The organism is Streptomyces sp. NPDC097129 (assembly GCF_055668065.1).
Window position 1 is genome coordinate 247996 of sequence record NZ_JBVOQE010000004.1, and the last position, 26154, is coordinate 274149.

Annotated in this window: 24 protein-coding genes and 2 tRNA genes; 18 read left to right on the forward strand and 8 right to left on the reverse strand. The window is 71.5% G+C overall.

Annotated features, from left to right (window positions below):
* Positions 1 to 93: 93 nt before the first annotated feature.
* The 5 genes from AC0B9F_RS14925 to AC0B9F_RS14945 all read left to right on the forward strand — a co-directional run bounded on the left by AC0B9F_RS14925 (position 94) and on the right by AC0B9F_RS14945 (position 4105).
* Positions 94 to 2319 carry an ATP-dependent DNA helicase UvrD2 gene (locus AC0B9F_RS14925; RefSeq protein ID WP_472002540.1) on the forward strand — a complete coding sequence of 742 codons (2226 nt, stop codon included), beginning with the start codon at positions 94 to 96 and terminating at the stop codon, positions 2317 to 2319.
* A 206-nt stretch (positions 2320 to 2525) separates the two neighbouring features.
* Entirely contained in the window at positions 2526 to 2810 is a 285-nt protein-coding gene (locus tag AC0B9F_RS14930; RefSeq protein WP_472002970.1) for a hypothetical protein, read from the forward strand.
* A 171-nt stretch (positions 2811 to 2981) separates the two neighbouring features.
* A complete protein-coding gene (locus AC0B9F_RS14935) occupies positions 2982 to 3350 on the forward strand; it encodes a WhiB family transcriptional regulator (RefSeq protein ID WP_472002541.1) in 369 nt (122 codons plus the stop codon).
* Positions 3347 to 3673, forward strand: coding sequence for a hypothetical protein (locus AC0B9F_RS14940; RefSeq protein WP_472002543.1), 327 nt, complete (start codon positions 3347 to 3349; stop codon positions 3671 to 3673). Before AC0B9F_RS14935 ends, AC0B9F_RS14940 begins: the two co-directional genes overlap by 4 nt.
* Before the next feature lie 204 nt (positions 3674 to 3877).
* On the forward strand, positions 3878 to 4105 hold the full coding sequence (locus tag AC0B9F_RS14945) for a hypothetical protein (RefSeq protein ID WP_472002545.1): 228 nt from the start codon (positions 3878 to 3880) through the stop codon (positions 4103 to 4105).
* Between the two features lie 67 nt (positions 4106 to 4172).
* Here AC0B9F_RS14945 and AC0B9F_RS14950 read toward each other — a convergent pair whose 3' ends face one another.
* The gene (locus AC0B9F_RS14950; RefSeq protein ID WP_472002547.1) at positions 4173 to 5543 is read right to left on the reverse strand and encodes an ABC1 kinase family protein; all 1371 of its coding nucleotides are present in this window, start codon (positions 5541 to 5543) and stop codon (positions 4173 to 4175) included.
* Positions 5536 to 6762, reverse strand: a complete 1227-nt coding sequence (locus AC0B9F_RS14955; RefSeq protein ID WP_472002549.1) for a TOMM precursor leader peptide-binding protein — start codon at positions 6760 to 6762, stop codon at positions 5536 to 5538. Before AC0B9F_RS14955 ends, AC0B9F_RS14950 begins: the two co-directional genes overlap by 8 nt.
* 296 nt (positions 6763 to 7058) lie before the next feature.
* Between AC0B9F_RS14955 and AC0B9F_RS14960 the strand changes: the two genes are divergently transcribed.
* The 4 genes from AC0B9F_RS14960 to AC0B9F_RS14975 all read left to right on the forward strand — a co-directional run bounded on the left by AC0B9F_RS14960 (position 7059) and on the right by AC0B9F_RS14975 (position 10921).
* Positions 7059 to 7655 carry a M48 metallopeptidase family protein gene (locus AC0B9F_RS14960; protein WP_472002551.1) on the forward strand — a complete coding sequence of 199 codons (597 nt, stop codon included), beginning with the start codon at positions 7059 to 7061 and terminating at the stop codon, positions 7653 to 7655.
* A 132-nt stretch (positions 7656 to 7787) separates the two neighbouring features.
* Complete coding sequence (locus tag AC0B9F_RS14965) at positions 7788 to 9455, forward strand: TerD family protein (protein WP_472002553.1); 1668 nt, start codon at positions 7788 to 7790, stop codon at positions 9453 to 9455.
* 12 nt (positions 9456 to 9467) lie between these two features.
* Positions 9468 to 10148: an AIM24 family protein gene (locus AC0B9F_RS14970; protein WP_472002555.1), complete on the forward strand. Its 681-nt coding sequence runs from the start codon at positions 9468 to 9470 to the stop codon at positions 10146 to 10148.
* A gap of 17 nt (positions 10149 to 10165) precedes the next feature.
* On the forward strand, positions 10166 to 10921 hold the full coding sequence (locus AC0B9F_RS14975) for an AIM24 family protein (protein ID WP_472002557.1): 756 nt from the start codon (positions 10166 to 10168) through the stop codon (positions 10919 to 10921).
* Between the two features lie 78 nt (positions 10922 to 10999).
* On the opposite strand, the gene AC0B9F_RS14980 is transcribed toward AC0B9F_RS14975, so the two are convergent.
* Both AC0B9F_RS14980 and AC0B9F_RS14985 read right to left on the reverse strand, forming a co-directional pair.
* Positions 11000 to 11515 (reverse strand): NUDIX hydrolase, encoded by a 516-nt coding sequence (locus AC0B9F_RS14980; protein WP_472002559.1) that lies wholly within the window; start codon positions 11513 to 11515, stop codon positions 11000 to 11002.
* On the reverse strand, positions 11512 to 12960 hold the full coding sequence (locus AC0B9F_RS14985) for a zinc-dependent metalloprotease (protein WP_472002561.1): 1449 nt from the start codon (positions 12958 to 12960) through the stop codon (positions 11512 to 11514). The genes AC0B9F_RS14980 and AC0B9F_RS14985 overlap by 4 nt, the downstream gene beginning before the upstream one ends.
* Positions 12961 to 13150: 190 nt before the next feature.
* Here AC0B9F_RS14985 and AC0B9F_RS14990 point away from each other — a divergent pair, with 190 nt between their 5' ends.
* From AC0B9F_RS14990 to AC0B9F_RS15005, 4 genes are all read left to right on the forward strand, one after another.
* On the forward strand, positions 13151 to 14263 hold the full coding sequence (locus AC0B9F_RS14990; protein ID WP_472002563.1) for an SDR family oxidoreductase: 1113 nt from the start codon (positions 13151 to 13153) through the stop codon (positions 14261 to 14263).
* A 259-nt stretch (positions 14264 to 14522) separates the two neighbouring features.
* Positions 14523 to 14984: a molybdenum cofactor biosynthesis protein MoaE gene (locus AC0B9F_RS14995; protein ID WP_472002565.1), complete on the forward strand. Its 462-nt coding sequence runs from the start codon at positions 14523 to 14525 to the stop codon at positions 14982 to 14984.
* 120 nt (positions 14985 to 15104) lie between these two features.
* Positions 15105 to 15269: a hypothetical protein gene (locus tag AC0B9F_RS15000; RefSeq protein ID WP_363262636.1), complete on the forward strand. Its 165-nt coding sequence runs from the start codon at positions 15105 to 15107 to the stop codon at positions 15267 to 15269.
* A gap of 70 nt (positions 15270 to 15339) precedes the next feature.
* Positions 15340 to 16431, forward strand: a complete 1092-nt coding sequence (locus tag AC0B9F_RS15005) for a YlbL family protein (protein WP_472002567.1) — start codon at positions 15340 to 15342, stop codon at positions 16429 to 16431.
* Positions 16432 to 16437: 6 nt separating this feature from the next.
* Here AC0B9F_RS15005 and AC0B9F_RS15010 read toward each other — a convergent pair whose 3' ends face one another.
* Entirely contained in the window at positions 16438 to 16977 is a 540-nt protein-coding gene (locus tag AC0B9F_RS15010; RefSeq protein ID WP_472002569.1) for a PPA1309 family protein, read from the reverse strand.
* Between the two features lie 164 nt (positions 16978 to 17141).
* On the opposite strand from AC0B9F_RS15010, the gene AC0B9F_RS15015 reads away from it, so the two are divergent.
* The 4 genes from AC0B9F_RS15015 to AC0B9F_RS15030 all read left to right on the forward strand — a co-directional run bounded on the left by AC0B9F_RS15015 (position 17142) and on the right by AC0B9F_RS15030 (position 22475).
* Positions 17142 to 20108 carry a UPF0182 family membrane protein gene (locus tag AC0B9F_RS15015; RefSeq protein ID WP_472002972.1) on the forward strand — a complete coding sequence of 989 codons (2967 nt, stop codon included), beginning with the start codon at positions 17142 to 17144 and terminating at the stop codon, positions 20106 to 20108.
* Between the two features lie 43 nt (positions 20109 to 20151).
* Positions 20152 to 20225: transfer RNA gene (locus tag AC0B9F_RS15020), tRNA-Met, on the forward strand.
* Positions 20226 to 20452: 227 nt separating this feature from the next.
* Complete coding sequence (locus AC0B9F_RS15025) at positions 20453 to 22255, forward strand: tetratricopeptide repeat protein (RefSeq protein ID WP_472002571.1); 1803 nt, start codon at positions 20453 to 20455, stop codon at positions 22253 to 22255.
* Between the two features lie 146 nt (positions 22256 to 22401).
* Positions 22402 to 22475, forward strand: a tRNA-Met gene (locus tag AC0B9F_RS15030).
* Positions 22476 to 22620: 145 nt separating this feature from the next.
* On the opposite strand, the gene AC0B9F_RS15035 is transcribed toward AC0B9F_RS15030, so the two are convergent.
* The gene (locus AC0B9F_RS15035; RefSeq protein WP_363262631.1) at positions 22621 to 23037 is read right to left on the reverse strand and encodes a Fur family transcriptional regulator; all 417 of its coding nucleotides are present in this window, start codon (positions 23035 to 23037) and stop codon (positions 22621 to 22623) included.
* A 92-nt stretch (positions 23038 to 23129) separates the two neighbouring features.
* Here AC0B9F_RS15035 and AC0B9F_RS15040 point away from each other — a divergent pair, with 92 nt between their 5' ends.
* Entirely contained in the window at positions 23130 to 24638 is a 1509-nt protein-coding gene (locus AC0B9F_RS15040) for a catalase (protein WP_472002573.1), read from the forward strand.
* Positions 24639 to 24701: 63 nt separating this feature from the next.
* On the opposite strand, the gene AC0B9F_RS15045 is transcribed toward AC0B9F_RS15040, so the two are convergent.
* On the reverse strand, positions 24702 to 25094 hold the full coding sequence (locus AC0B9F_RS15045; protein WP_472002575.1) for a CBS domain-containing protein: 393 nt from the start codon (positions 25092 to 25094) through the stop codon (positions 24702 to 24704).
* A 182-nt stretch (positions 25095 to 25276) separates the two neighbouring features.
* Positions 25277 to 26077, reverse strand: coding sequence for a histidinol-phosphatase (gene hisN / locus AC0B9F_RS15050; protein ID WP_472002576.1), 801 nt, complete (start codon positions 26075 to 26077; stop codon positions 25277 to 25279).
* Positions 26078 to 26154: the final 77 nt, after the last annotated feature.

The following is a 26154-nucleotide window of genomic DNA, read 5'->3' on the forward strand; positions in this document are numbered from 1 at the left end:
GGCCGGCGTGACACCTGTCGCATTAATAGGATCGCGGGCCCTCCCTGTGGACAACCGCCGCTTCCGTCCCGGACGACCTGGCAGCATGGCCATGTGACAGCAGCAACGCACTCCTCCCTCTTCCCGCAGGCACCGGACTCGGCCGACGCGGTGCTCGAAGGGCTCGACCCGGAGCAGCGCGAGGTGGCGACCTCCCTGCACGGGCCGGTGTGCGTGCTGGCGGGAGCCGGGACGGGCAAGACGCGGGCGATCACCCACCGCATCGCCTACGGAGTGCGGGCCGGCATCCTCCAGCCGTCCAGCGTGCTCGCCGTCACCTTCACCAACCGGGCCGCGGGAGAGATGCGCGGCCGGCTCCGCCAGCTCGGCGCGCAGGGCGTGCAGGCGCGCACGTTCCACTCAGCCGCCCTGCGGCAGCTGCAGTACTTCTGGCCGAAAGCGATCGGTGGCTCCATGCCCCGGCTCGTCGACCGCAAGATCCAGCTCGTCGCCGACGCGGCGGCCGCCTGCCGCCTCCGCCTCGACCGCGGCGAGCTGCGCGACGCCACCGCCGAGATCGAGTGGTCCAAGGTCACCCAGACCGTCCCCGCCGACTACGCGCTCGCCGCCGCCAAGGCCGGCCGTGACACGCCTCGCGACCCGGCCGAGATCGCCCAGCTGTACGCCGCCTACGAGGACCTCAAACGGCAGCGCGCCCTGATCGACTTCGAGGACGTGCTGCTGCTGACCGTCGCCGTCCTGCAGGACCGGCACGACATCGCCGAGCAGGTCCGCGCCCAGTACCAGCACTTCGTCGTCGACGAGTACCAGGACGTCAGCCCCCTTCAGCAGCGCCTGCTGGAGCTGTGGCTCGGCGAGCGGGACTCCCTGTGCGTCGTCGGCGACGCCAGCCAGACCATCTACTCCTTCACCGGCGCCACCCCCGACCACCTGCTCGACTTCCGTACGCGCCACCCCGGGGCCACCGTGGTCAAGCTGGTGCGCGACTACCGCTCCACCCCGCAGATCGTCCACCTCGCCAACGGCCTGCTCGCCCAGGCCAGCGGCCGCGCCGCCGACCACCGCCTGGAACTGGTCTCCCAGCGGGCGCCGGGCCAGGAGCCGGCCTTCACCGAGTACAGCGACGAGCCCGCCGAGGCCGAGGGCTGCGCACGCCGCATCCGCGAGCTGCTCGACGCCGGCGTCCCGGCGAGCGAGATCGCCGTCCTGTTCCGCACCAACGCCCAGTCCGAGACCTACGAACAGGCCCTCGCCGACGCGGGCGTGCCCTACCAGCTGCGCGGGGCCGAGCGGTTCTTCGACCGGCCCGAGGTGCGCAAGGCGGGCATGGCCCTGCGCGGCGCCGCCCGCTTCGGCGGGAACGACTCCGCCCTCGACGAGGCCGTCGACCTGCCCTCCCAGGTGCGGGCCGTGCTCTCCGGCGAGGGCTGGACGCCGCACCCCCCGGCCGGCTCCGGCGCGGTCCGCGAGCGCTGGGAGTCGCTGGCCGCCCTGGTCCGCCTCGCCCAGGACTTCGCCGCCGCCAGCTCCGGCGCCACTCTCGCCGACCTCGTCGCCGAACTGGACGAGCGGGCCAACGCCCAGCACGCCCCGACCGTGCAGGGCGTCACGCTCGCCTCCCTGCACTCCGCGAAGGGCCTGGAGTGGGACGCCGTGTTCCTGGTCGGCGTCGCCGAGGGCATGATGCCGATCACCTACGCGCGCACCGACGAGCAGATCGAGGAGGAGCGCCGGCTGCTCTACGTCGGCGTCACCCGCGCACGCGAGCGGCTGTACGTCTCCTGGGCACTGTCCCGTTCGCCCGGCGGGCGTCCCAGCCGGCGCCCCAGCCGGTTCCTGAGCGGACTGCGCCCCGGCTCCTTGGGCGCCGCCGGCCGTGGCGGCGCCGGAGGCGCGGGCGGCGTGGAGCGCGGCTTCGGCAGCAGCGGCGGCCGTACGGCCGCCGAGCCCGCCGCCCCGCGGCGCAGAGTGCGCACCCCGGCCCGCTGCCGGGTCTGCGGGCGCACCCTCACCGACGCCGGTGAGATGAAACTGATGCGCTGCGAGGACTGCCCCTCCGACATGGACGAGGGCCTGTACGAGCGGCTGCGTGACTGGCGCGCGGAACAGGCCCGGCTCAGCGGCCAGCCGGCGTTCTGCGTCTTCACCGACCGCACGCTGATGGCGATCGCGGAAGCCGAGCCCGACGACGAGCGGGAGCTGTCGCGCATCCCCGGCGTGGGCGCCCGCAAGTTGGGCCGCTACGGCGCCGACGTCCTGGCCATCTGCGCAGGCCGCGACCCGGGTGAGCGCGGTGCGGGAGAAGAGATCGTCGACTGATGAGAACTCGTCGAAAAAATAGTTTGCGCATGCCCCAGCCATCCCCATAGGTTCTTAGGCACGGGAACAGCGGCCTTCTCAAAGGCCCTGACGCCGTGTTGTACTTGCATATCCGTTGGACTGGTTCATCCCAGTCCTTGAGACGCCGAGAGGAGGCGAGCCCAGTGATCAGCATCAACGCCCACTACACCAGCACCACGGCCAAAATGACCGATCCGTCGGCCGTCTCCCTGTGCATGCTCGGCGCCTCGAACCAGGGCACCGGTCTGTCCGGCATCTCCGCCGTTCGTCCGGCGTCCTCCGTTGCCCCCGCGGGTCTTGTTGTCCGCGAGCGCAATGAGCGACCGACCAAGGCACTGGAAGCGGCAGTAGCGGCACAGGCGCAGGCCTATGCCTTTACGGCGACCGGTGCCGGATTCCGGAAGCAGACGACGCAGCACCACCTGATGTGGGCCTTCCGTGGGCCAGAACCCTGGAGTGATCCAGCCTGATTCGATCAGGCCGGCGCCTTCAGGGCCGCGGAACCCCATCCGGGATCCGCGGCCCTTCTGTTTGCCCCGAACGGGGACGGCAGAGCGAAGGGGCCTCGGGACAAGAAAAGAACCCGGTACCAGCCGCCACCCGGCCAACAGGCCGGAACGACCAGACGAGGAAGACGAACCGTGCAACTCGAAGCGCACGCCCCGTCCGTACCGCCTTCCGACACGATCCCCAAGCCCGGCTCCACGGAGGACCCCGCCTTGACCCCCCTCACTGCGCTCACCGCGCTCGACGACGCCATCGAGAACCTCGGCGTACCCGTCCCGTGCCGTTCCTACGACCCGGAGGTCTTCTTCGCCGAGTCGCCCGCGGACGTGGAGTACGCCAAGTCCCTGTGCCGCACCTGCCCGCTGATGGAGGCCTGCCTCGCCGGCGCCAAGGAGCGGCGTGAGCCCTGGGGCGTCTGGGGTGGCGAACTGTTCGTGCAGGGTGTCGTCGTCGCCCGGAAGCGGCCGCGTGGCCGCCCGCGCAAGAACCCGGTCACCGCATGAACACCATCGCAGGAACAATCGACCGTCCCCTCACGCACGACCCCCAGAAGCAGGCCCCGATGAAGCCGTCCACCAGCGAGCCCACCGGCTCCGCGATCGAAGACGTCACCACCACCGGCGCGACCGACTCGCGTCAGAACAGGACCCGAGAGATGCAACTCATCCCAGAAGCCATGGCCCGTGCGCATATGCACGAGCGGCTGCAGGAGGCCGAGCGGGACCGTCAGGCCGTGCGCCTTGCGGCCGCCCAGCGGATGCAGCGCCGGGCCGAGCGCGCCTCGCTGCGTGCCCGCCGCGCGCTCGCCATGGCGGTCATGCACTGACGCGGTCGCGGACAGGCATGGTCACGCATTGACGCGGTCATGCACTGATTCGGCACCGCTGAGGTGACGCCCTCGCGCTCCTGACAGCAGCGGCCTCCCGCACCGGGAGGCGTGGCTCCCACCGGGGGCCGGTCCGTCCAAATGGGCCGGCCCCCGCGGGCGTTGTACCCGGCGATCATCCGGACCGGGCGTTATCGTCGCCGGATGACGAGCCTTCCCGGCAGCGGTGACACGGGCGGCGGCGAGGGCGACGGGTCCCCGGCGGAGCCCCGGCCTGCGGTGTGCGCCCGCTGCGGCGCCACGGCTACCGAACCGCAGCCCGTCACCTGGACCTTCTCCATGGAGAACGGCGTCCGCACCTACTTCTGCGACGCCTGCTCCCGGGAGAACCTCCGCGCCATCGAGGGCCGCCTGGACTCGTCCTGGTGGTGACCGTCCTGGTGACAACCGTCCCGGTGGGGACGGGCCCCGCCCGGCGGTGACCCCCGACGCACGCCCCCTACGCCTGCGCCGCCGGCTTCTCCTCGGCCGTGGTGTCGTCCGGTACGAAGCCCGGCAGCCACTCCTCCAGCTCGTCGCGCATCCGGACCGTCGCGCCGAGCTGGCACAGCACGCCGATGGTGCTCAGCGTCACCCGGTGTATCAGCAGATAGGCCGGCGGGAGGTTGAGCCGCTTGCCCAGCTGGTACGCGGGGGAGCGCGGGTCGGCGACCCGGGCGGCCTGGCTGCGCATCCAGCCACGGCTGAAGGTGAACTCCTCCACCCGGGCCGGTTCGATGATCGGCAGCAGATAGTCCATGACGGCGTCCGGGTCGAGGTCGATGGACTCCTTGACGAACCCCTCCGCGCACAGCAGCTCGTAGACCGCCTCGGCCTCACCGTCGAGCGTCATCCGCAGGGATTCGCCGATCGGCGTGGGCAGTCCGCCCGGCAGCCGGTCGACGGTGCCGAAGTCCAGCACGCCCAGGCGCCAGTCGTCCTCACCGTCCGGACCGCCGGGCAGCAGCCGGAAGTTGCCCGGGTGCGGGTCGGCGTGCAGCAGACCGGTGCGGGCGGGGCCCGAGAACAGGAAGCGGGTCAGTAGTTGCCCGGCGCGGTCCCGCTGCTCCTGTGTGCCGTCGGCGATCACCTCGGACAGCGGGATGCCGTCCATCCACTCGGTGACCAGGACCTGCTCGCACTGGTGGACCACGGCCGGCACGACCACGTCCGGATCGCCGGCGAACTCCTCCGCGTGTGCCTGCTGGGCCTGCGCCTCCAGCCCGTAGTCCAGCTCCTCCGAGACGCGGTCCCTCAACTCCGTGATCAGCGGCTTGATGTCCATGCCGGGCACGAGCGGACCGAGCAGCCTGGCGAACCGGCTCAGTTGGTTCAGGTCGGACAGCAGTGCCTCGCCGGCGCCCGGGTACTGCACCTTGACCGCGACCTCGCGGCCGTCGTGCCACACGCCCCGGTGGACCTGGCCGATCGAGGCCGCCGCGGCGGGCTTGTCCTCGAACTCCTCGAACAGCTCATGCCAGTCATCACCGAGCCGCTCGCGCAGTACGGCGTGCACCGTGCGGGTCGGCATGGGCGGCGCCGCGTCCTGCAGCTTGGTCAGGGCGGCACGGTAGGGCCCGGCGATCTCCTCGGGCAGCGCCGACTCGAAGACGGACATCGCCTGCCCGAACTTCATCGCGCCGCCCTTCAGCTCGCCGAGCACCTTGAAGAGCTGCTCCGCTGTGCGCTGCTGCAGTTCGCGGCCGACGATCTCCGCGGATTCGCCCACGATCCTCTTGCCCAGCCCCCAGGTCGCCCGGCCCGCGAAGCCGAGCGGGAGCGCGGCGAGCTTGGCGGTCCGGGTGACCGCCTTCCGAGGAAGATCAGACATGCGCCCTCCAAGTCCCAGCCGGCCGTGCCGCGCGTGCCTGACGGCGTACCCGGGTCGACGACCGTTGCACAGCCATTGTCTCGTGTGCCGCCGCGTCCTCTAAGGCCCGTTCCCCTTCGGCTTTCGCCGGGCTTCGCCGGACCGCGGCGCAGGGGCACTCCGGGTGAGGCCACACCGGTCGCGCGTGCCACTGCAGCCCCGGCAGGGATACCTCCCAGCGAGTGTCCGCCGCGGCGGTGGAGCGGCGGTCGAGGAAGGCGAGCGCGTGCGCCGCGGCCAGCCCGGCGACCGTGGTGGCCAGGGTGAGGTCGCAGGGCCGGACGGGACGCTGCCGTCCGGAGCGCCACTGGGCGATCATGCGGGGCCAGGCCGCGTCCCGGTCGGTACGGTCCCGGTCCAGACAGCCCGCGCAGGCGCTCTCGCCGGGCAGGACGAGGGGACCGACCACACCGGTCGCCTCCACGACGCCCGCGTACAGATGAGGGGTGCCGGAGGTGACGAGCGCGTCCGTCGCGGACGGGGCGGGCGCGTGGACGGCGACGTCGTCGCGCGGGGCGACGATCACCAGCGACAGCACCGGTTCGTCGTCCTGGAGGCGGGAGCGCGGGCTGCGGCGCGGTGGCCGGCCGGGGGCGGCGCGGCGTGCGGCGCGGCGTGCGGCCTCGTCCCGGCGCTCGCCGACCGCTTCCGCGGGCAGCCCGCCGGGCGCGACGTCCCAGGGCTCGACCCGGCCGGTGTCGCGGACGTCGACCTCGCCGACGCCGGCGGCGGACAGCAGCGCGGCCACGGCCGATCCCACCCGCCCGGCTCCGCGCACCTGCACCCGGAGACTGCGGCGGGCGGCGAGCAGGGAGATCGCCTCGCCCGGTTCGGACGTGGTCAGCGACAGCGACTCCAGGTCCGGCCGCAGCCGGTCGAGGACGTCCTTCTTCTCGCGCAGCGCCGCCGCGTCCTGGCCGCCGCCGCGCGCGTCGTCGAGCAGTCCGGCCCGCGCGAGCCGCTCCACCAGCCGGTCGACATGGCCGTCGGGCAGGTCCATGCGAGGGCCCTGCTCCCGCAGCAGCGGCAGCCCGCGGGTGCCGTCGAGCAGTTCGAGGAAGCTGCCCGTCGCCGTGTCCACCGGGCCCAGCGTCATCGCGTGCGCCGGTGTCATCCCGAACTGCACGGTGTTCAGATCGCGCCAGCCGCGCCGCAGCGCGGGTTTCACCACTGGATGCATGACAGGCCCCCGTAGCCCGAGAAGGTCGGCAAAAGGCCGGGGCAGGGCGCCCCGGTGCCGGCGGAGCGGGGGCGTGGGGGCGTCCTCGCTCCGCCGGCACATGCCAGCTTGCCCGGCCCCACGGATCGGCGCCGAAAGTTATCCACAGGGGCAGGGATTCGTCGTACTGGTCGTACGGATCAATCCGGCACATCGGCGTACAGGCCGGTCGTACTAATCCGGCGCTCGGTGGGGCACGGGAACAGAACCGTTCCGGAGCCGGGACTTCCGCCGTGTGCAGAGGGTAACGTCGGGGCGTGTCCGCCGATCCCCTGCACCGCGCCGGAGCGCCACAGCGCAGCACGACGAGCCCGCCGACCGCCGGCTCGGGGACCAGCGCGATCGAGGTGCGCCGAAGCAGCCGCCGACGCCGGACGGTCTCCGCCTACCGCGAGGGCGACCGCACCATCGTGCTCATCCCCGCCCGGATGTCCGAGGCGGAGGAGCGGCGCTGGGTCACCGTCATGCTCGACAAGCTGGCCGCCCAGGAGAGCAAGCGGAAGCTGGGCGACAGCGAGCTGGCCGAGCGCGCCGAGCACCTGTCGGCGCAGTACTTCGGGGGGCGCGCCCGCCCCACCTCCGTGCGCTGGGTCACCAACCAGAACACCCGCTGGGGCTCCTGCACGCCCGCAGAGGGCAGCATCCGCCTGTCGCACCGGCTGCAGGGGATGCCGGAGTACGTCGTCGACTACGTCCTGCTGCACGAGCTGGCCCATCTGCTGGTGCCGGGGCACGGCCCGGACTTCTGGCGGCTGCTGGACGCCTATCCGCGCACCGAGCGGGCCCGGGGCTACCTCGAGGGCGTGGTCGCTGCCGACCGGCTGCCGCACGTGCCCGGCGCGCGCGGAGAGTGATCGCGCCGACCGTTCGTGCTGCAGCGCGGCGGCCGTTGTGTAGCGGCTCTGTACCGGCCTCGGCCGATGTCCGGGTTTGCCGTTAGCCTGGCGCGACGCACTCGCATTCGGGATGGGGGACGGTCGTAACGCATGCCCAGGGAATTCCAACGCGGCCACAAGGCCAGGATCAGTGACCTCACCGCGGGCACGGATCTGTACGTCGGCGTGCAGATCTCCGCCCCCGGGCTGAGCTTCGACATCAGCTGTTTCGGTCTGGACGCCACCGAACGGCTCTCCGACGACCGGTACTTCGTCTTCTTCAACCAGCCGAAGTCCCCGGAGGAGGCCATCCAGCTGCTGGGCCCCCAGGCGGGCGACACGGAGTCCTTCCGCGTCACGCTCGACAAGATCCCGTCGCAGATCCAGAAGCTGTCCTTCACGGCGACCATCGACGGCGACGGACGGATGGCGCAGATCAGCCCCGGCTATCTGCGGATCGTCGCCGGCGGCGAGGAGGTGGCCCGGTACTCCTTCAGCGGCGCGGAGTTCTCCACCGAACGCGCCGTGATGCTGGGCGACCTGTACCTGAAGGACGTGTGGCGGTTCGCCGCCGTCGGCCAGGGCTTCGACGGCGGTCTGGAGGCCCTGCTGAAGCACTTCGGCGGCGAGGTGCTCGACGAGGAGACGCCCGCCGCGCCGCCGCCGCAGCAGCCGCATCAGCCGCAGACCGGCGCCGCGCCCGGCTTCGCTCCGCCCGCGTTCGGCGCCCCCTCGGGCCCCGCCGCGGCACCGGCCCCCGTGCCCGCCCCGGCCCCCGCCCCGCAGGGCTTCGCCCCGCCGCCGGGAGCCACGCCGCCCCCCGCCCCCGCCCCGGCGCCGGATCAGTCCGTGCACGCCCAGCCCACCCTCATCGCGCCCCTGACGCCGCACGGCGGCCCGCACACCCCCCCGCCGCCGCCCCCGCCCGCCCCCTACCCGGGACCGAACGCCCCGCACGGCCCGCACCCCGGGCAGGCGGTCATGCCCCCGCCGCCCGGCTACGCGCAGCCCCAGGCACCGCACTCCCCGGCCCCGCCGCCCGGCTACGGCCAGCAGCCCTCCTACGGCCAGATCCCGGGCCAGCAGGCGTACGGCGTCCCCCAGGGCGCGCCTCAGGGCCCCGGTGTCGCGGCCGCGCTCCAGCAGTTCAAGGAGACGCCGACCGGTCAGCGCTGGACGCAGCAGAACAAGAAGCTGGTCCGTGTCGACCTCGGCATCGGCGGCCAGCCCGTGCTCGCCCGGCAGGGCAGCATGGTGCTCTACCAGGGCAAGGTGGACTTCAGCTACAAGGGCGCCGGCTTCGCCGGGCGGATCGTCGGCAACGCCACCGGCCAGGAGATGCAGTTGATGCGCTGCAGCGGGCAGGGCCAGGTGTTCCTCGCCGAGAACTCCACCCACCTGCACCCCATCGAGCTCCAGGGCGACGCGATCTGCGTCTCCGCGGAGAACGTCCTCGCCTTCGACGAGACCCTGCAGCACGAGGTACGCCGCATCGAGGGCCACGGCATTCCCGGCGGCGCCCTGTTCACCATGCAGTTCCAGGGCACGGGCACGATCGTCGTGAAGACGCACGGCACACCCGTCGTGCTGCCCGTCACCCCGACCACGTTCGCCGACTGCAACGCCGTCGTCGCCTGGTCGGCCGCCTCCCAGGTGATCGTCTCCAGCCAGGTGCGCATGCGGCGCAACGCCTACCCCGGCGACACCGGTGAGAGCGTCAACCTCCAGTTCCGGGGCGCGCCCGGCAACTTCATCGTCGTCCAGCCGTACGAGGTCTAAGGGGAGCCCGTCATGAACCAGCCGCTCGCGGGCTTCGCCCCCGCACCTGTCACCGCCCGCATGGAGAACCACGGCAACCACATGCTGAAGGTCGCCCTGCAGAGCGGGCACGACCTCCTAGCGCGCGTGGGCTCGATGGTCGCCTACGAGGGGTTCATCCAGTACGAGCCCAACCCGCCGGCCGTGCGGCAGATCGCCCGGGACTGGATGACCGGCGAGGGCGCCCCGCTGATGAAGTGCTCCGGCGACGGCCTGCTCTACCTCGCCGACTACGGCGCGGACGTCGTCGTCATCCAGCTGAACGGCGACGGCATCTCCGTCAACGCCACCAACCTGCTCGCCTTCGACGCCCATCTGACGTGGGGTGTGGAGCGGGTGAAGGGGCTGGCGAAGTTCGCCGGACAGGGCCTGTGGAACACGAAGATCTCCGGTCAGGGCTGGGTCGCGCTGACCTCCCGGGGCAAGCCCATCGTCGTCGACTGCGGCGGCGGCGAGGACGAGACGTACGTCGACCCGGACGCGCTGGTCGCCTGGTCCCCGAACCTGAAGGTGAAGGGCAAGCGCAGCTTCAAGGCGCAGTCGCTCATCGGCCGCGGCAGTGGCGAGGCCTACCAGATGGCCTTCTCCGGCCAGGGCATCGTCGTCGTCCAGCCCAGCGAGGACAGCACCGACCGCCTCCGGTTCCGGGGCTGAGGGGGAGCCAGAAAGCCATGCAGAGCCCGCTTTTCGCCCACAACGACCTGCAGAGCTCCGAACGCTGGAGCCTGCAGAACCAGCAGATGCTGCGCGTCACCCTGGAGGGCCACGACGACATCCTGGCCCGCAAGGGCACGATGGTCGCCTACCAGGGGCTCGTCGAGTTCGACGCCGAGTACCGCAGCAACAACCAGGCACGCGCGCGTGCGTACACCGGCGAGGGCCTGGACCTGATGCGCTGCCACGGGCAGGGCACGGTGTACCTCGCCAACCTCGCCCAGCACGTCCACGTCATGGACGTCGAGCAGGACGGGCTGACCGTCGACAGCTCCTACGTCCTCGCCATGGACTCCTCGCTGCACCACGAGGTCATCGCCGTCGACAGCCTCTACGGCATCTCCGGCTCCGGGAAGTACCAGCTCAACATCACCGGCCGCGGCAAGGTCGCCCTGATGACGTCCGGGGCGCCGCTGCTGATGCAGGTCACCCCGGACAAGTACGTCAACTGCGACGCCGACGCCATCGTCGCCTGGTCCACCGGGCTGCGGGTGCAGATGCAGGCCCAGACGCACTCCTCGGGCGTGTGGCGGCGGCGCGGCACCACCGGCGAGGGCTGGGAGTTGAGCTTCATGGGCAGCGGTTTCGCGCTGGTGCAGCCCAGCGAGCTGCTGCCGCCGCAGAACGCCCAGATCGGGTCGGGGCTCGCCGCCCAGTTCGGCATGGGACAGCAGGGGGCGCGGGGCCAGAACCAGGGCAACGTCTGGAGCTGACCCGTCCGGAACACGAAAGGTAAGGGGCGCCCGCCGATGGCGGGCGCCCCTTACCCGTGCAGGAGCCGGCTCAGCCGTTCACAGCCGGGCCCGGGTCGCCTCCAGCAGACGTACGACCGAGTCGTCCGCCACGTCGGCCACCTCGTCGTAGGCGAACCAGCGCAGGTCGAGCGACTCGTCGCTGATCTGCTCCACGGCCCCGGCCGGAGCCAGCGCCGCGTACTGGACGTCCAGGTGCCAGGCGCACGGCGTGAGGTGCCGGTCGAGGCAGACGGGGCCGCCGGGCAGCAGGCGCAGCCCGGCGACGCCGGACTCCTCGGTGCCCTCCCGCAGGGCGGCGGCCGCCAGGGTGACGTCGTCGGGCTCGCAGTGGCCGCCCATCTGCAGCCACCTGCGCAGCTTCTTGTGCAGGGTCAGGAGCACCCGCCCGCGCTCGGGGTCGACGACCAGGGCGCTCGCCGTGATGTGGCCGTCCGCGCAGGCCTTCCACAGGCCGTCCGGGTGGGCGGCGAGATGGTCCAGGTAGACCTGGCGCAGCTCTTCCTGGTCCTCGTACCCCTTGAGCACGAGGACCGCGTCGTCGTGGAGGCTCACTCGGTGTCGTCGCCGCCCTCGGGCTTGTCGTCCTCGGCGCTCTCGTCCTTCTTGCGCAGGTCGGGCCTGGCGCCGCCGGCCGCCTCGCCGAGCATCTTGTCCAGCTCGGAGAAGTCGATCTGCTCGCGGTGCACGAAGCCGTCCGGGTCGTCCAGGTCGGTGGCCGTCGGCAGCATGTCCGGGTGCGCCCACAGGGCGTCCCGGCCGTCGACCCCGCGCGCGTCCGTGAGCGAGGCCCACAGACGGGAGGCGTCCCGCAGACGGCGCGGCCGCAGCTCCAGACCGATCAGCGTGGCGAACGTCTGCTCGGCCGGACCGCCCGTGGCGCGGCGGCGGCGCAGCGTCTCGCGCAGCGCGTCAGCGGAGCCCAGACGCGGCTTCGCCGCCGCGTGGACCACCGCGTCCACCCAGCCCTCCACGAGCGCCAGAGCGGTCTCCAGGCGGGCCAGGGCGGCCTTCTGCTCCGGGGTGTCCTCCGGCTGGAACATGCCCTGCTGAAGAGCCTGCTGCAGCTCCTCGGGGTTCTGCGGGTCGAACTGGCCGACCACGTCCTCCAGCTTGTCCGTGTCGACCTTGATCCCGCGCGCGTAGCCCTCGACCGCGCCGAACAGGTGCGAGCGCAGCCACGGCACGTGCGCGAAGAGGCGCTGGTGGGCGGCCTCGCGCAGGGCGAGATACAGCCGTACCTCGTCCTGGGGGACGCTCAGGTCCTTGCCGAAGGCCTCGACGTTCAGCGGCAGCAGCGCCGCCTTGCCGGCCGGACCCAGCGGCAGGCCGACGTCGGTGGAGCCGACGACCTCGCCGGCGAGGACGCCGACGGCCTGCCCGATCTGCGTGCCGAACATGGCGCCGCCCATGGAGCGCATCATGCCGATCAGCGGGCCGGCCATGGCCTGCATCTCCTCCGGCAGGATGTCGCCCATGGCGCCGCCGACCCGCTCGGCGACCGGGTCGACGAGCTCCTTCCACGCGGGCAGGGTCGCCTCGACCCACTCCGCGCGGCTCCACGCGACGGCGGAGGCCGAGCCGGACGGCAGCGGCGTCGCGTCGTCGAGCCACAGGTCGGCCAGGCGGACGGCGTCCTCCACGGCCTTGCGCTCGGCGGGGCCGACACTGGCGTCCTTGGTGCCGTCCTGGGTGCCCTGGGAGACCGTCTGGCGGGCGATCTGCTTGGCCATGTCCCAGTTCACCGGGCCGCCCTCGTAGGAGAGCATCTGGCCGAGCTGCTGGAACGCGGCCCCCAGGTCGGTGGGGTTCAGCGAACCGAACATGGCAGCGAGCGGATTGTCCGCGCCGCCTCCCAGGCCTCCGGCACCGGGCAGCCCGAAACCGAAGGGGTTGGACGGTCCCTGACCACCACCGCTCTCCTGGTCCTTCTTCTTGCCCTCGTCGCCGTCTTCCGGCTCCTCCGGCGGAAGGCCGAATCCGAATGGGGTGTCACTCACGGGAATCCTCGGCTGGTAAGGCCGCCGGTTTCTCCGACGGCACGACTGCCCGACAACACCACCCAGCGTAGACACCGCGAGCGGTTGGGGCCTCGGTGCTTCGCCGAGTGAACGCCTGCGGCAGGATGGATGCCACCTGGTACGTACGCGTCATTTGCGCTCGTATGAAGACAACCGCTGGAGACGCCCGGTGAGTTCCCCAGATCCGCAGGTTCGCGCAGCGCGAAACCACTCAACCACATCCGCCGCGCGCGGGCCCGTCGTCGCCGTCACCGGTGCCGCGTCCGGCGTCGGCGCGCTGCTCACCGAGCGGCTCGCCGCCTCGGAGGAGATCAAGCAGGTCATCGCCATCGACGAGCGGCGCGGCGAGTGCGAGGCGGCGCAGTGGCAGATCCTGGACGTCCGGGACCCCGCCATCGCCGAGAAGCTGCGCGGCGCCGACGTCGTCGTCCATCTGGCGCTCGACCTCGACCTCGGCTCGGACGCGGCCGCCCGGACGGCGTACAACGTCCGCGGGACCCAGACCGTGCTGACCGCCGCGGCGGCGGCCGGTGTGCACCGGGTGGTGCTGTGCACCTCCGCGATGGTCTACGGGGCGCTGCCGGACAACGAGCTGCCGCTGTCGGAGGACGCCGAGCTGCGGGCGACGGCGGAGGCCACGGGGGTCGGTGACCTGCTGGAGATCGAGCGGCTGGCCCGGCGCGCGCCACGCGCGCATCCGGGGCTGAACGTCACCGTGGTGCGGCCGGCCGTGCTCGTCGGAGGCACGGACACCGCGCTGACCAGGTATTTCGAGTCGCCGCGGCTGCTGGTGGTGGCCGGGTCGCGGCCCGCGTGGCAGTTCTGCCACGTCGAGGATCTGTGCAGCGCGCTGGAGTACGCCGTGCTGGAGAAGGTCGACGGGGAGCTGGCCGTCGGCTGCGACGGGTGGCTGGAACAGGAGGAGGTCGAGGAGCTCAGCGGGATCCGGCGGATGGAGCTGCCGTCCGCGGTGGCGCTGGGCGCGGCGGCGCGGCTGCACCGGATCGGGCTGACGCCGTCGCCGGCGGGGGACCTCGCGTACACGATGTATCCGTGGGTGGTCAGCGGCAGCAGGCTGCACGGCGCCGGGTGGCGGCCGAAGTGGACCAACGAGGAAGTGCTGGCCGAGCTGCTGGAGGAGGCCTCCGGGCGGCACACGGTGGCCGGGCGGCGGCTGGGCCGCAAGGACGCGACGGCGGCGGGGGCCGCGGGCGCGACGGTCGCGCTGCTGGGCGCGGCGGCGGTGGTACGGCGGGCCCGGAAGGCACGGCGCAGGGTCTGAGCGGACGCTTCGGGCCGGCCCCGCAGCCCATGCCCGGTCAGCCCCGCCGCCCACCAGGCTGCGCAACCGGCCGCAGCCCACCCCCGGCAGGCTCCGCAGCCCACCCCCGGCAGGCTCCGCGACCCGCCCCCGGCCGGTCCGCATCCCGCGCGGCGCTCCGCCGCGTCCGTGCGGCCGTACGAATCGCCAAGCCCTCACGCGCGCGTGCCTGGCGAATCGTCTATTTCGGATGGCGGTGGCGTGCGGCACGATGGGGGGCATGGCACCCACGTACGACCATCCCGGTGAGCAGTCCGCGGCAGATCCCATCAAGCTGATCGGCGTCCGGGACACGGCGCTGTCCTTGGACGAGGTCTTCCGGGCCGTCGGGGACGACGCCGCCGGCGGGACCGCGCTGTTCGTGGGGACCGTGCGCAACCATGACGGGGGCGCCGACGTCGACGCGCTCGGGTACTCCTGCCACCCCTCCGCCGAGGCCGAGATGCGGCGCGTCGCGGAGAAGGTCTGCGCCGAGTACCCGGTCCGGGCGCTGGCCGCCGTCCACCGTGTGGGGGATCTGGCCGTCGGCGATCTCGCGGTCGTGGTGGCGGTGTCGTGTCCGCACCGCGGAGAGGCCTTCGAGGCCTGCCGGAAGCTGATCGACGACCTCAAGCACGAGGTGCCCATCTGGAAGCACCAGAGGTTCTCCGACGGCACGGAGGAGTGGGTGGGCGCCTGCTGAGCCTCCGCGCGCCGGATTTCCGGTTGCGTAACCGGCCCCCCGGCGTGAGCGTTGTCACGGCGGATGGTTAATCTGCTGATCAGTCGGTAACGGTGGCTCGGTTGGGGTCGGGAGGTCGCCATGGGGGCGCTCGTCTGGTTGCTGATTCCGCTCGTGGCCGCGGTGGCGGCCGGCCTGTGGGGCAGTTGGGCGAACCGGACCCGCAAGGTCCGCGGCGACGGCCCCGAGCTGGACGGCTACGCGCGCTTTCGCGAGGCGATGGAGAAGTCGCACTCCGGCACCTGACCGGGCACGGCGGGTGACCGAGTGGCGGCCCTGACGGTGCTCCGACAGACACGTCCCGTACTGTCGTGCCATGCCACGCCGCACCGCGACGATGCTCGCCTCCACCTTGATGCTCATCGCACTCCTGTGCGCCGGAGTGCTGATCAAAGTGCCGTACTCGGAGATGTCCCCGGGGCCGACGGTGAACACGCTCGGCGACCACGAGGGCGAGCCGGTGCTGCAGATCTCCGGGCGCAAGACGTACCCCACGGACGGTCACCTCAACATGACCACCGTACGGGTCACCAGCGCCGACTACCGGATGAACCTCGTGGAGGCGGTGTACGGCTGGCTCGCGCGCGACAACAAGATCGTGCCGCACGACACGCTCTACCCGGACGGCAAGACGGAGGAGCAGTCCAGCCAGGAGAACGCCGAGGAGTTCAGCCAGTCCCAGGAGAGCGCCAAGGTCGCCGCCCTGAAGGAGCTGCACGTCCCGGTGCAGTCCTGGGTGATCGTCTCCACGGTCGTCAAGGGCTCCCCGGCGGAGGGCAAGCTGCACGCCGGTGACGTGATCAAGGCCGTCGACGGCACGGCGGTGAAGCAGCCGGGCGACGTCGCCAAGCTGGTGACCGAGCACAAGCCGGGCGAGCAGGTCGCCTTCACGATCGTGCCGGCCAAGGAGCAGGCCGCCGCCGAGAAGGAGCACCGGACGGCGACCGCCACCAAGAAGGTGACGATCACCACCGCGACGTCCGACGACCAGGGGCGCAAGCGGGCCATCGTCGGCATCTCGGCCGGCACCGACCACACGTTCCCGTTCACCATCGACATCAAGCTCGCCGACGTGGGCGGACCGAGCGCCGGCCTGATGTTCGCGCTCGGCATCTACGACAAGCTCACCCCGGGCGCCCTGACCGGCGGCGCGTTCGTCGCGGGCACCGGCACCATCGACGACGACGGCAAGGTCGGCCCGATCGGCGGCATCGACATGAAGACGGTCGGCGCGCGGAACAAGGGCGCCCAGTACTTCCTCACGCCCGCCGACAACTGCGCGTCCGCCGCCAAGGACACCCCCGACGGCCTCACCCTGGTCAAGGTGAAGACCATCGGCGACGCCCTCGACGCCCTCAAGGACATCAGCGGCGGCCGGACCGCCGACCTGCCGAAGTGCACCAAGTAGCGGGAGCTACGCCTCGAACGTCGCCGCCAGCGCGTCCGCCAGGCCCGGGATCAGATCCGGGCCGGTGAGGACCTCCGTCGGGGAGTCCTTCTCGCGCAGCCGCAGCGCCGACTCACGGGCGCCCTCGCGCAGCACCGCGACCGTCATCCGCACCTCCTGACGCTCGGGGTGCTCGGCGACCCACTGCGCCAGCTTCGCGCCGTCCAGGCCCTGCGGCACCTGGGCCTCGGCGGACGGCGGCAGCATCAGCCGCTCCACGGTCAGCGCGCAGCCGGCCACCGCGTCGGGCCAGGCGATGGTGGCCAGGAACTCATCGAGCGGCTGGTCCGTTGCAATCTCGTCCTGCTCGATCGGGGTGAGGCCGGCGCTCTCGTCCTCCCCGAGGCCGAGCTGGTCGGCGAGCGAGGGTTCCTGAGCCCGCAGCTGCTGGGTGTCGACAAGGGCGAAAAGGCGTGCGGGCTGGTCCCAGCCGAGCCCGGAGGCGTACTCGTCGATCTCGAGAACGGCCCGGGTGAGGGGGTTCGCTGCCATGGGAGTGTTGGACATGGTCACAATCCTGCCTCGTTCCCGGCCGAAATCGGGAACCGAGTAAACCGTGAGTAAGTTGCATAGGTGTGGGCCCGCGATCACGGGGGGCCACGGAGGGCCGGCGAAAACGCGGGCCTGACGAGACGACAGCGAACTTCGAGGTGCGCACCTTGGCTTTCCAGATGCCGGACCGCGGCGGAGGCCCCACGGGGCCGCGGATCAGAGTGGGACGCCCGTCCCGGCGTGTCCGGACCCTGCTCGCGACGCTGGGCGTCCTTGCCGTACTCGGCATGGCGTTCACCATGTTCGCGGGCTTCTGGACGGACTGGCTGTGGTACCGGTCGGTGAAGTACTCCTCGGTCTTCACCACCACCCTGTGGACCAAGATCGGGCTGTTCCTCGTCTTCGGCCTGCTGATGGCCGTCGCCGTCGGCCTCAACGTCTGGCTGGCCCACCGGCTGCGCCCGCCGCTGAGCGCGATGTCGATGGAGCAGCAGAGCCTCGACCGCTACCGGATGGGCATCGCGCCGTACAAGAAGTGGCTGCTGCTCGGGATCACGGCCCTGGTCGGTCTGATCGCCGGCGCGTCGGCCGCCGGCCAGTGGCGCACCTGGCTGATGTGGGTCAACGGCGTGTCCTTCGGCCAGAAGGACCCGCAGTTCCATCTCGACGTCTCCTTCTACGCCTTCGACCTGCCCTGGTACCGCTTCCTGCTCGGCTTCGGCTTCGCCGCCACGATCCTGTCGCTGATCGCCGCCGCGCTCACCCACTACCTGTACGGCGGGCTGCGCGTCACCAGCCCCGGCGCGCGGGCCACGGCCGCGGCCACCGGGCATCTGTCGGTGCTGCTGGGCGTGTTCGTCACGCTGAAGGCGGTCGCCTACTGGCTCGACCGGTACGGACTGGCCGTGAAGTCCAGCGACTTCAAGGCCACCGACAACTGGACCGGCCTCAGGTACGTCGACGCCAACGCGTATCTGCCCGCGAAGACCATCCTGTTCTGCATCGCCGTCATCTGCGCGCTGCTGTTCTTCGCCACCCTGTGGCGGCGCACCTGGCAGCTGCCGGTGATCGGCTTCGGGCTGATGGTGCTCTCCGCGATCCTCATCGGCGGGCTCTACCCGGCGATCGTGCAGAAGTTCCAGGTCCAGCCCAACGAGCAGGCCAAGGAAGCCCCGTACGTCCAGAAGAACCTCAAGGCGACGCGTGAGGCGTACGGCATCGACGACACCCAGGTCAGCGAGTACCCGGGCACCAGCACCACCAAGGACACGACGAAGCTGCGCGACGACGCCGAGAGCGTCGCCAGCATCCGGCTGATGGACCCCAATGTCGTCGGCCCGACGTTCCAGCAGCTCCAGCAGGTGCGCAACTACTACGGTTTCCCGTCCAACCTGGCCGTCGACCGGTACAAGACGAAGGACGGCAAGGTCCAGGACACGGTCATCGGTCTGCGTGAGCTGAACCTCAACGGCGTTCCGAAGCACAACTGGATCAACGACCACTTCCGCTACACCCACGGCTTCGGCGTGGTCGCGGCCAAGGGCACCGAGGCCGACTCCGAGGGCCGCCCGGTCTTCACCGAGTACGACCTGCCGTCCAAGGGCGACCTCGGCGCCTACCAGCAGCGGGTCTACTACGGCGAGAAGACGACCACCTACTCCATCGTCGGCGGTCCCCAGGACGAGATCGACTACTCCGACGACAGCGGGGAGAAGACCACCCGCTACACGGGCAAGAGCGGTGTCAACCTCGCCAACCCGCTCAACCGGGCCGCGTACGCGGTGGCGTTCGGCGAGCCGCAGATCCTGTACTCCGGCGCGATCGGCGACGGTTCGCGCATCCTGTACAACCGCACGCCCAAGGAGCGCGTCGAGGCGGTCGCCCCGTGGCTGACCATCGACGGCGTGACGTACCCGGCGGTGGTCGACGGCCGGATCCAGTGGATCGTCGACGCGTACACCACCACCAACGGCTACCCGTACGCCTCGCGCACCACCCTCGGCGACACCACGACCGACTCGCTGACGGCCGCGAACAACCAGCGGGTGGTGGCCCAGCAGAACCAGGTCAACTACATCCGCAACTCGGTGAAGGCGACCGTCGACGCGTACACCGGCGAGGTCAAGCTCTACCAGTGGGACACCAAGGACCCCGTCCTGAAGACGTGGATGAAGGCGTTCCCGGGCACGGTCCAGCCCAAGAGCGACATCTCCGCCTCGCTGATGGAGCATCTGCGCTACCCGCAGGACCTGTTCAAGGTGCAGCGCGAACTGCTCACCCGCTACCACGTCGAGGACGCGCAGACCTTCCTCAGCGGCAGCGAGGTGTGGCAGATCCCGGACGACCCGACGAACAAGTCGGGTGACGCGGTGCCGCCGTACTACCTGAGCATGAAGCTGCCGGGGCAGAAGTCCCAGGCGTTCTCGCTGACGACGACGATGACGCCGAACGGCCGGGACAACCTCAGCGCGTTCATGTCCGTCAGCGCCGAACCCCGGTCGGGCGACTACGGCAAGATCAGCATCCTGAAACTGCCGACCGGCAAGACCATCGACGGTCCGAAACGGGTGCAGAGCCAGTTCAACTCCGAACCCTCCATCGCCGAGTCGATCAGCCTGCTGCAACGCGGCGACTCCAAGGTGGAGTACGGCAACCTGCTGACCGTCCCGCTGGACGGCGGCCTGCTCTACGTCGAGCCCGTCTACGTCCGCGGCGGTGACCTCAAGTACCCGCTGCTGCGCAAGGTCCTGGTCACCTACGGCGGCAACACGGCGTTCGAGAACACCCTGGACGAGGCCCTGAACAAGGTGTTCGGGGCGGACGGTTCCGCCACCGAGCCACCGGACCAGGGCACCGGCACCACCAAGCCGCCGGCGGCGGGCAACCCGACGGTCCAGCAGGCGCTGGACGACGCGCAGAAGGCGTTCGACACCGGCCAGGAGGCCCTGAAGAAGGGTGACTGGCAGGCGTACGGCCAGGCGCAGAAGGACCTGGAGGCCGCCCTGAAGCGGGCCGAGGACGCCCAGGCCAAGGCGGCCCAGGGGGCACAGGGCGGCAAGCCCGGCGCCACGGCGAGTCCGAGTCCCAGGCCGACGACCGCTCCGAGCGCGGGTGCCAGACCGACGCCTGCTCCGAGCAGCGGCTGATCTTGGTCCACCCCGCGACGTGGTACGGTTGTACACACAACGGCGCGGGGTGGAGCAGCTCGGTAGCTCGCTGGGCTCATAACCCAGAGGTCGCAGGTTCAAATCCTGTCCCCGCTACTGAAGTCGACGACGTGGTCGTACGACGATGAAGGCCCGGATCCTCACAGGGATCCGGGCCTTCGTGTGTGCGAACGCATGTGCCGACGGGTAGGAGCGCCGTGCCGCCGTGGGGAGTTGGGGGAACTGTGTTTGACTTGTCTCTCTGTGGGCATGTCGACAAAACGCTGAAGTGACCTCACGGACTGTGGGATACCGGGTGTACCCAGGTTGCAGGTGGTGCGACGATGGACGTTATGGGGGACAAGGCAACTCTGTTCGAGACAGGGCGATTTGTTCAGCCTTCGGGCGATGAGGACGAGGGCGGGGCCGCGGAGGAACTGCGCCAGCGCCTCGCCGCGGAAGCCGGCGACGTCGAGGCGATGAGCGTCCTCGGGGCCATGCTGCTGCGCCGCGGCGACCTCGACGGAGCCGAACCCCATCTGCGCGCCGCCACCGCCGCGGGCGACCGCGCCGCCGCCAACAACCTCGGTGTCCTGCTGCACCAGCGCGGATACGCCGACGAGGCCGCCGGATGGTGGCGGATCGCGGCCGTCGCCGGCTCCGCGGCCGCCGCGCACGCGCTCGGACGGCACCACCGTGAACGCGGTGACGAGCCCGCCGCCGAGTACTGGCTGCGCCAGTCCGCCGAGCAGGGCCATGTGCTGGGCGCCTACGCGCTCGCGGACCTGCTGGAGCACCGGGCGGACACCGAGGCCGAGCGGTGGCTGCGCGCCGCGGCCGAACGCGGGCACCGGGAGGCGGCGTACCGGCTGGCCAGGGCGCTCGACGCCAGAGGCACGCGGGAGTCCGCAGGCGACAACGGTGTCGGCCTCGTCGCCGAGGCCGAGCAGTGGTACCGGCAGGCCGCCGCGCGCGGCCACCGGCGGGCCGCGCTGCACCTCGGGGCGATCCTGGAGAAGCGCGGCGAGCTGAAGGAGGCCGGTCGCTGGTACCTGACGTCCGCGAAGGACGGCGAGCCGCGCGCCGCGTGCGCGCTCGGCTTCCTGCTGCGCGACGCCGGCGACTCCGACAGCGCCGCCGCCTGGTGGCTCAAGGCCGCGCAGGAGGGCGACGGCAACGCAGCCAACGCGCTGGGCGCGCTGCACGCCGAGCGCGGGGAGACACAGACCGCGGAGCGGTGGTACCGGGCCGCGATGGACGCCGGGGACGTCAACGGCGCCTACAACCTCGGGCTGCTCTGTGCCGAGCAAGGGCGGACCGCGCAGGCCGAGCAGTGGTACCGGCGCGCGGCCTACGCCGGGCACCGGGAGGCGGCGAACGCGCTGGCGATCCTGCTGCTGCGGCACGGGGACGAGACCGGGGCCGAGCCGTGGTTCTCCAAGGCGGCCGAGGCGGGCAGCGTGGACGCCGCGTTCAACCTGGGGATCCTGTACGCCGGGCGGGGCGAGGACGCGGCCGCGCTCAGGTGGTACGAGCGGGCGGCGGCCGCCGGGCACACCGAGGCGGCGCTCCAGGTCGGGATCGCACGCCTCAGGGAGGGCGACGAGCCGGAGGCCGAGCGGTATCTGCGGTGCGCGGCGGGCGGCGGCAGCGCGGAGGCGGCGTACCGGCTGGCCGCGGTGCTGGACGCGCGGCGCCCGCCGGCGCCCACGCACGAGCTGGGCGAGTCGCTGCAGTCGCTGCACGAGAGGACCGAGTGCGAGGAGTGGTACGAGCGGGCGGCGTCCCAGGGGCACCGGCGGGCGCAGGTCCGGGTCGGGATGCTGGCCGCGGCGCGCGGTGACGTCGTCGAGGCGGCGCGGTGGTACCGGGAGGCGGCCGAGGCCGGATCGCGCAACGGGGCATTCAATCTGGGACTGCTGCTGGCGCGGGAGGGGAGCGAGCCGGAGGCGGCGATGTGGTGGACGCGGGCGGCCGACGCCGGGCACGGTCGGGCGGCGCTGCGGCTGGCCCTGGTCTACGCGCGTCGGGGCGAGCTGGTGGAGTCCCAGCGGTGGGCCGACCGGGCGGTGTCGCTGGGGCCGGGCGAGGTCGCGGAGCGGGCGGCGCGGCTGCGGGACGCACTGCGCGAGGAACTCTCGGCGTGAGGCTGCGGCGGAGGCTTGACCAGGGGAGGGGCGCGGGGAACGGCGCGACCGGCCACGGCTGACCGGGGCCGAGCGACTGCCGCAGCAGCCTGCACGAAAGCGATTTGCTTCTGCCGGCTTCCTTGACGTAGTGTTCCATTCATCGACGCGGGGTGGAGCAGCTCGGTAGCTCGCTGGGCTCATAACCCAGAGGTCGCAGGTTCAAATCCTGTCCCCGCTACTGAAGGCCGAGGGCCGGAAGCCGAAAGGTTTCCGGCCCTCGGTGTTTTCCCAGGTCTCTCCCAGGCCTTTCCCAGGTCACCGCCGCTCGCGGCGGATGCGAAAACCCCGGTACGGACTCCGTACCGGGGTTTTTCGGCGTACTGCTACGCGCTCGCGCAGTTCGGGCACAGGCCCCGGTACGTCACCTCGACGTCCGAGACGGTGAAGCCGAAGCGCTCCGTGTCGGGGAGGTCGGACAGGGGGTTGCCCGTCGGGTGCACGTCCTTGATCGCGCCGCAGTTGGCGCAGACCAGATGGTGGTGCGGCCGGTGTGCGTTGGGGTCGTACCGCTTGGCGCGCTTGTCGGTGCTGACCTCGAGCACCTCGCCCAGGGAGACCAGCTCGCCGAGCGTGTTGTACACGGTCGCCCGGGAGATCTCCGGCAGCTTGGCGACGGCCCTGGCGTGCACCTCGTCGGCCGTGAGGTGGACGTGCTCGCCGTCCAGGACCTCGGCCACGACACGCCGCTGCGAGGTCATCCGCCATCCGCGTCCGCGCAGCCGTTCCAGAAGGTCGCTCATGGGGACCAGCGTAACAGGAACGGACCAGGTTCCGAATAGGTGTGAAGTTGGAGCCTTGCTTGACTTAGACCTTGTCCAATGTAGGATCTGTGATGACTTTGGGTCCGGGGCAGGATCAGACAGACATTACGCAGGAGGCGCTCGTGACCACCACGGGACCGCTCACGACGGAGGCCGGTGCTCCGGTAGCCGACAACAACAACAGCGAGACCGCGGGCGTCGGTGGCCCGGTGCTCGTCCAGGACCAGCTGCTGCTCGAGAAGCTGGCCCACTTCAACCGCGAGCGCATCCCGGAGCGTGTGGTGCACGCCCGCGGCGCCGGCGCCTACGGCACCTTCACGGTGACGGCCGACGTCACGCCGTACACGCGGGCGAAGTTCCTCTCCGAGGTGGGCAAGGAGACCGAGGTCTTCCTGCGTTTCTCCACGGTGGCCGGCAACCTCGGCGCCGCCGACGCGGTCCGTGACCCGCGCGGCTTCGCGCTGAAGTTCTACACCGAGGAGGGCAACTACGACCTCGTCGGCAACAACACCCCGGTGTTCTTCATCCGGGACGCGATCAAGTTCCCGGACTTCATCCACACCCAGAAGCGCGACCCGTACACCGGCTCGACGGAAGCCGACAACGTCTGGGACTTCTGGAGCCTGAGCCCGGAGAGCACGCACCAGGTGACCTGGCTCTTCGGTGACCGCGGCATCCCCGCCTCCTACCGTCACATGGACGGCTTCGGCTCCCACACCTTCCAGTGGAGCAACGAGGCCGGCGAGGCCTTCTGGGTCAAGTACCACTTCAAGACCGACCAGGGGATCAAGAACCTCACCGCCGAGGAGGCCGACGTCCTCGCGGGCAAGGACCCCGACTCGCACCAGCGCGACCTGCGCGAGGCGATCGAGCGCGGCGAGTTCCCGAGCTGGACGGTGTACGTCCAGGTCATGCCGGCCGCGGAGGCGGCGACGTACCGCTTCAATCCGTTCGACCTGACCAAGGTGTGGCCGCACGGCGACTATCCGCTGATCGAGTTCGGCAAGCTGGAGCTCAACCGCAACCCGCGGAACGTCTTCGCCGAGGTCGAGCAGTCGGTCTTCTCGCCCGCCCACTTCGTGCCGGGCATCGGCCCCTCGCCCGACAAGATGCTTCAGGGCCGGCTGTTCGCGTACGGCGACGCGCACCGCTACCGCGTCGGCATCAACGCCGACCACCTGCCGGTGAACCGCCCGCACGCCACCGAGGCGCGCACCCACTCGCGTGACGGCCACCTCTATGACGGCCGTCATGGCGGGGCGAAGAACTACGAGCCGAACAGCTTCGGCGGCCCGCAGGAGACCGGACGCCCGCTGTGGGAGCCGCTCGGCTCCCTCACCGGCACCACCGGCAACCACCCGACGCCGCGGCACGCCGAGGACGACGACTTCGTGCAGGCCGGCACCCTCTACCGGCTGATGACCGAGGAGGAGAAGGGGCGCCTGGTGGGCAACCTGGCCGGAGCCCTCTCGCAGGTCTCGCGCGAGGACATCGTCGAGCGCGCGATCGACAACTTCCGCCGGGCCGACGCCGACTTCGGCAAGCGGCTGGAGGTCGCGGTGCAGGCGCTGCGCGGCTGACCTGCCGGATCGAGGACGGCCGACGGGCCGGGTGCCCTCACGGGGCCCGGCCCGTCGGCGTGCTCAGGCGGGGATGCGTTCTCGGGCCGGTGCCCAGCAGCGGATGATGTCGCGGACCGAGACGATGCCGGCCGGCTCGCCGCCGTCCAGGACGATCAGGTGCCGGAAGCCGCCGTGCGCCATGGCGCGGGCCGCCTCCTCCAGGGTCCAGGAGGGGGTCGCGAACACGACGTCGGTCGTGGTGTGGTCGCCGGCCAGTTCGGTGTCCGGGTCCTGGCCCAGGCCGACCGAGTTGAGGATGTCGCGTTCGGTGAGGATGCCGATGCCGCCGGCGTCGGGGTCGTGGACGACGGCCGCGCCGACCCGGCGGGCGGACATCAGAGCGGCTGCCTGGCGCAGGGTGTGGTGCGGGCCGATGGTGAGGACCACCGTGGTCATGGCGTCGCGGACGAGCATGGTCTGGAGCCACCTCCTGGAGTCGTCCCCTGCTGCTTGTTCCTTAAATCACAAATTCACAAGCAGGGGGATTCTCAGAGTGACAGGTAAAGCGGGAGTCAACAAGAGGGCGCGTGCGGCCCGTTGGGGGCGCGCACGCTCACCTCGGGTCTCTCAGGAGCGCCGTTGAGTGCCCCAGCGACTCAGTAGCGCCCGTTGAGGTACCCCAGCAACTCGTCGTGGAGCAGGCCGTTGGACGCCGCCGCGTTGCCGCTGTGCGGGCCGGGGCGGCCGTCGAGGCCGGTGAAGGTGCCGCCGGCCTCGGTCACGACGATCGCGTTGGCGGCCATGTCCCACAGCGACAGCTCCGGCTCGGCGCAGAGGTCGACCGCGCCCTCGGCGACCAGCATGTACGGCCAGAAGTCGCCGTACGCGCGCGTGCGCCACACGCTGCGGGTCAGGTCCAGGAAGCCGTCGAGGTGGCCGCGCTCCTCCCAGCCGGAGAGCGAGGAGTACGCGAAGGAGGCGTCCGCCAGCCGCGAGACGCGGGAGACCTGGAGGCGGGTCGCCCGGGAGAGGCTGCGGCCGGTGTAGGCGCCATGGCCCTTCGCGGCCCACCAGCGGCGGCCGAGGGCGGGGGCGGAGACGACGCCGACGACGGGCTGGTAGCCGTCCTCACCGGCCTCCATCAGGGAGATGAGGGTGGCCCACACGGGGACGCCGCGGACGTAGTTCTTGGTGCCGTCGATCGGGTCGATCACCCAGCGGCGGGGACCGGTGCCCTGGATGCCGTACTCCTCGCCGAGGACCGCGTCGCGGGGGCGGGAGCGCGCAAGGTGGCCGCGGATTATCTCCTCCGCGGCCTTGTCCGCTTCGCTGACCGGGGTCATGTCCGGCTTCGTCTCGACCTTGAGGTCGAGCGCCTTGAACCGGTCCATGGTGGTGGCGTCGGCCGCGTCGGCGAGGACGTGGGCGAAGCGGAGGTCGTCGAGGTAGTCGGGCATGTGAGGAACGGTAGTCGGCCGCGGGCGGGTCGGACCACCTGGGTCCGGCAGCCGCAAGACGCGACGGCCCGCGACCG

Excerpts from the sequence above, each read along its gene's own strand:
- AC0B9F_RS14930 (WP_472002970.1), top strand. The coding sequence starts at position 2,526 with ATGACCGATCCGTCGGCCGTCTCCCTGTGCATGCTCGGCGCCTCGAAC.
- AC0B9F_RS14940 (WP_472002543.1), top strand. The coding sequence starts at position 3,347 with ATGAACACCATCGCAGGAACAATCGACCGTCCCCTCACGCACGACCCC.
- AC0B9F_RS14945 (WP_472002545.1), top strand. The coding sequence starts at position 3,878 with ATGACGAGCCTTCCCGGCAGCGGTGACACGGGCGGCGGCGAGGGCGAC.
- AC0B9F_RS14950 (WP_472002547.1), bottom strand. The coding sequence starts at position 5,543 with ATGTCTGATCTTCCTCGGAAGGCGGTCACCCGGACCGCCAAGCTCGCC.
- AC0B9F_RS14955 (WP_472002549.1), bottom strand. The coding sequence starts at position 6,762 with ATGCATCCAGTGGTGAAACCCGCGCTGCGGCGCGGCTGGCGCGATCTG.
- AC0B9F_RS14965 (WP_472002553.1), top strand. The coding sequence starts at position 7,788 with ATGCCCAGGGAATTCCAACGCGGCCACAAGGCCAGGATCAGTGACCTC.
- AC0B9F_RS14970 (WP_472002555.1), top strand. The coding sequence starts at position 9,468 with ATGAACCAGCCGCTCGCGGGCTTCGCCCCCGCACCTGTCACCGCCCGC.
- AC0B9F_RS14975 (WP_472002557.1), top strand. The coding sequence starts at position 10,166 with ATGCAGAGCCCGCTTTTCGCCCACAACGACCTGCAGAGCTCCGAACGC.
- AC0B9F_RS14995 (WP_472002565.1), top strand. The coding sequence starts at position 14,523 with ATGGCACCCACGTACGACCATCCCGGTGAGCAGTCCGCGGCAGATCCC.
- AC0B9F_RS15000 (WP_363262636.1), top strand. The coding sequence starts at position 15,105 with ATGGGGGCGCTCGTCTGGTTGCTGATTCCGCTCGTGGCCGCGGTGGCG.
- AC0B9F_RS15005 (WP_472002567.1), top strand. The coding sequence starts at position 15,340 with ATGCCACGCCGCACCGCGACGATGCTCGCCTCCACCTTGATGCTCATC.
- AC0B9F_RS15010 (WP_472002569.1), bottom strand. The coding sequence starts at position 16,977 with ATGTCCAACACTCCCATGGCAGCGAACCCCCTCACCCGGGCCGTTCTC.
- AC0B9F_RS15015 (WP_472002972.1), top strand. The coding sequence starts at position 17,142 with ATGCCGGACCGCGGCGGAGGCCCCACGGGGCCGCGGATCAGAGTGGGA.
- AC0B9F_RS15025 (WP_472002571.1), top strand. The coding sequence starts at position 20,453 with ATGGACGTTATGGGGGACAAGGCAACTCTGTTCGAGACAGGGCGATTT.
- AC0B9F_RS15035 (WP_363262631.1), bottom strand. The coding sequence starts at position 23,037 with ATGAGCGACCTTCTGGAACGGCTGCGCGGACGCGGATGGCGGATGACC.
- AC0B9F_RS15040 (WP_472002573.1), top strand. The coding sequence starts at position 23,130 with ATGACTTTGGGTCCGGGGCAGGATCAGACAGACATTACGCAGGAGGCG.
- AC0B9F_RS15045 (WP_472002575.1), bottom strand. The coding sequence starts at position 25,094 with ATGCTCGTCCGCGACGCCATGACCACGGTGGTCCTCACCATCGGCCCG.
- hisN (WP_472002576.1), bottom strand. The coding sequence starts at position 26,077 with ATGCCCGACTACCTCGACGACCTCCGCTTCGCCCACGTCCTCGCCGAC.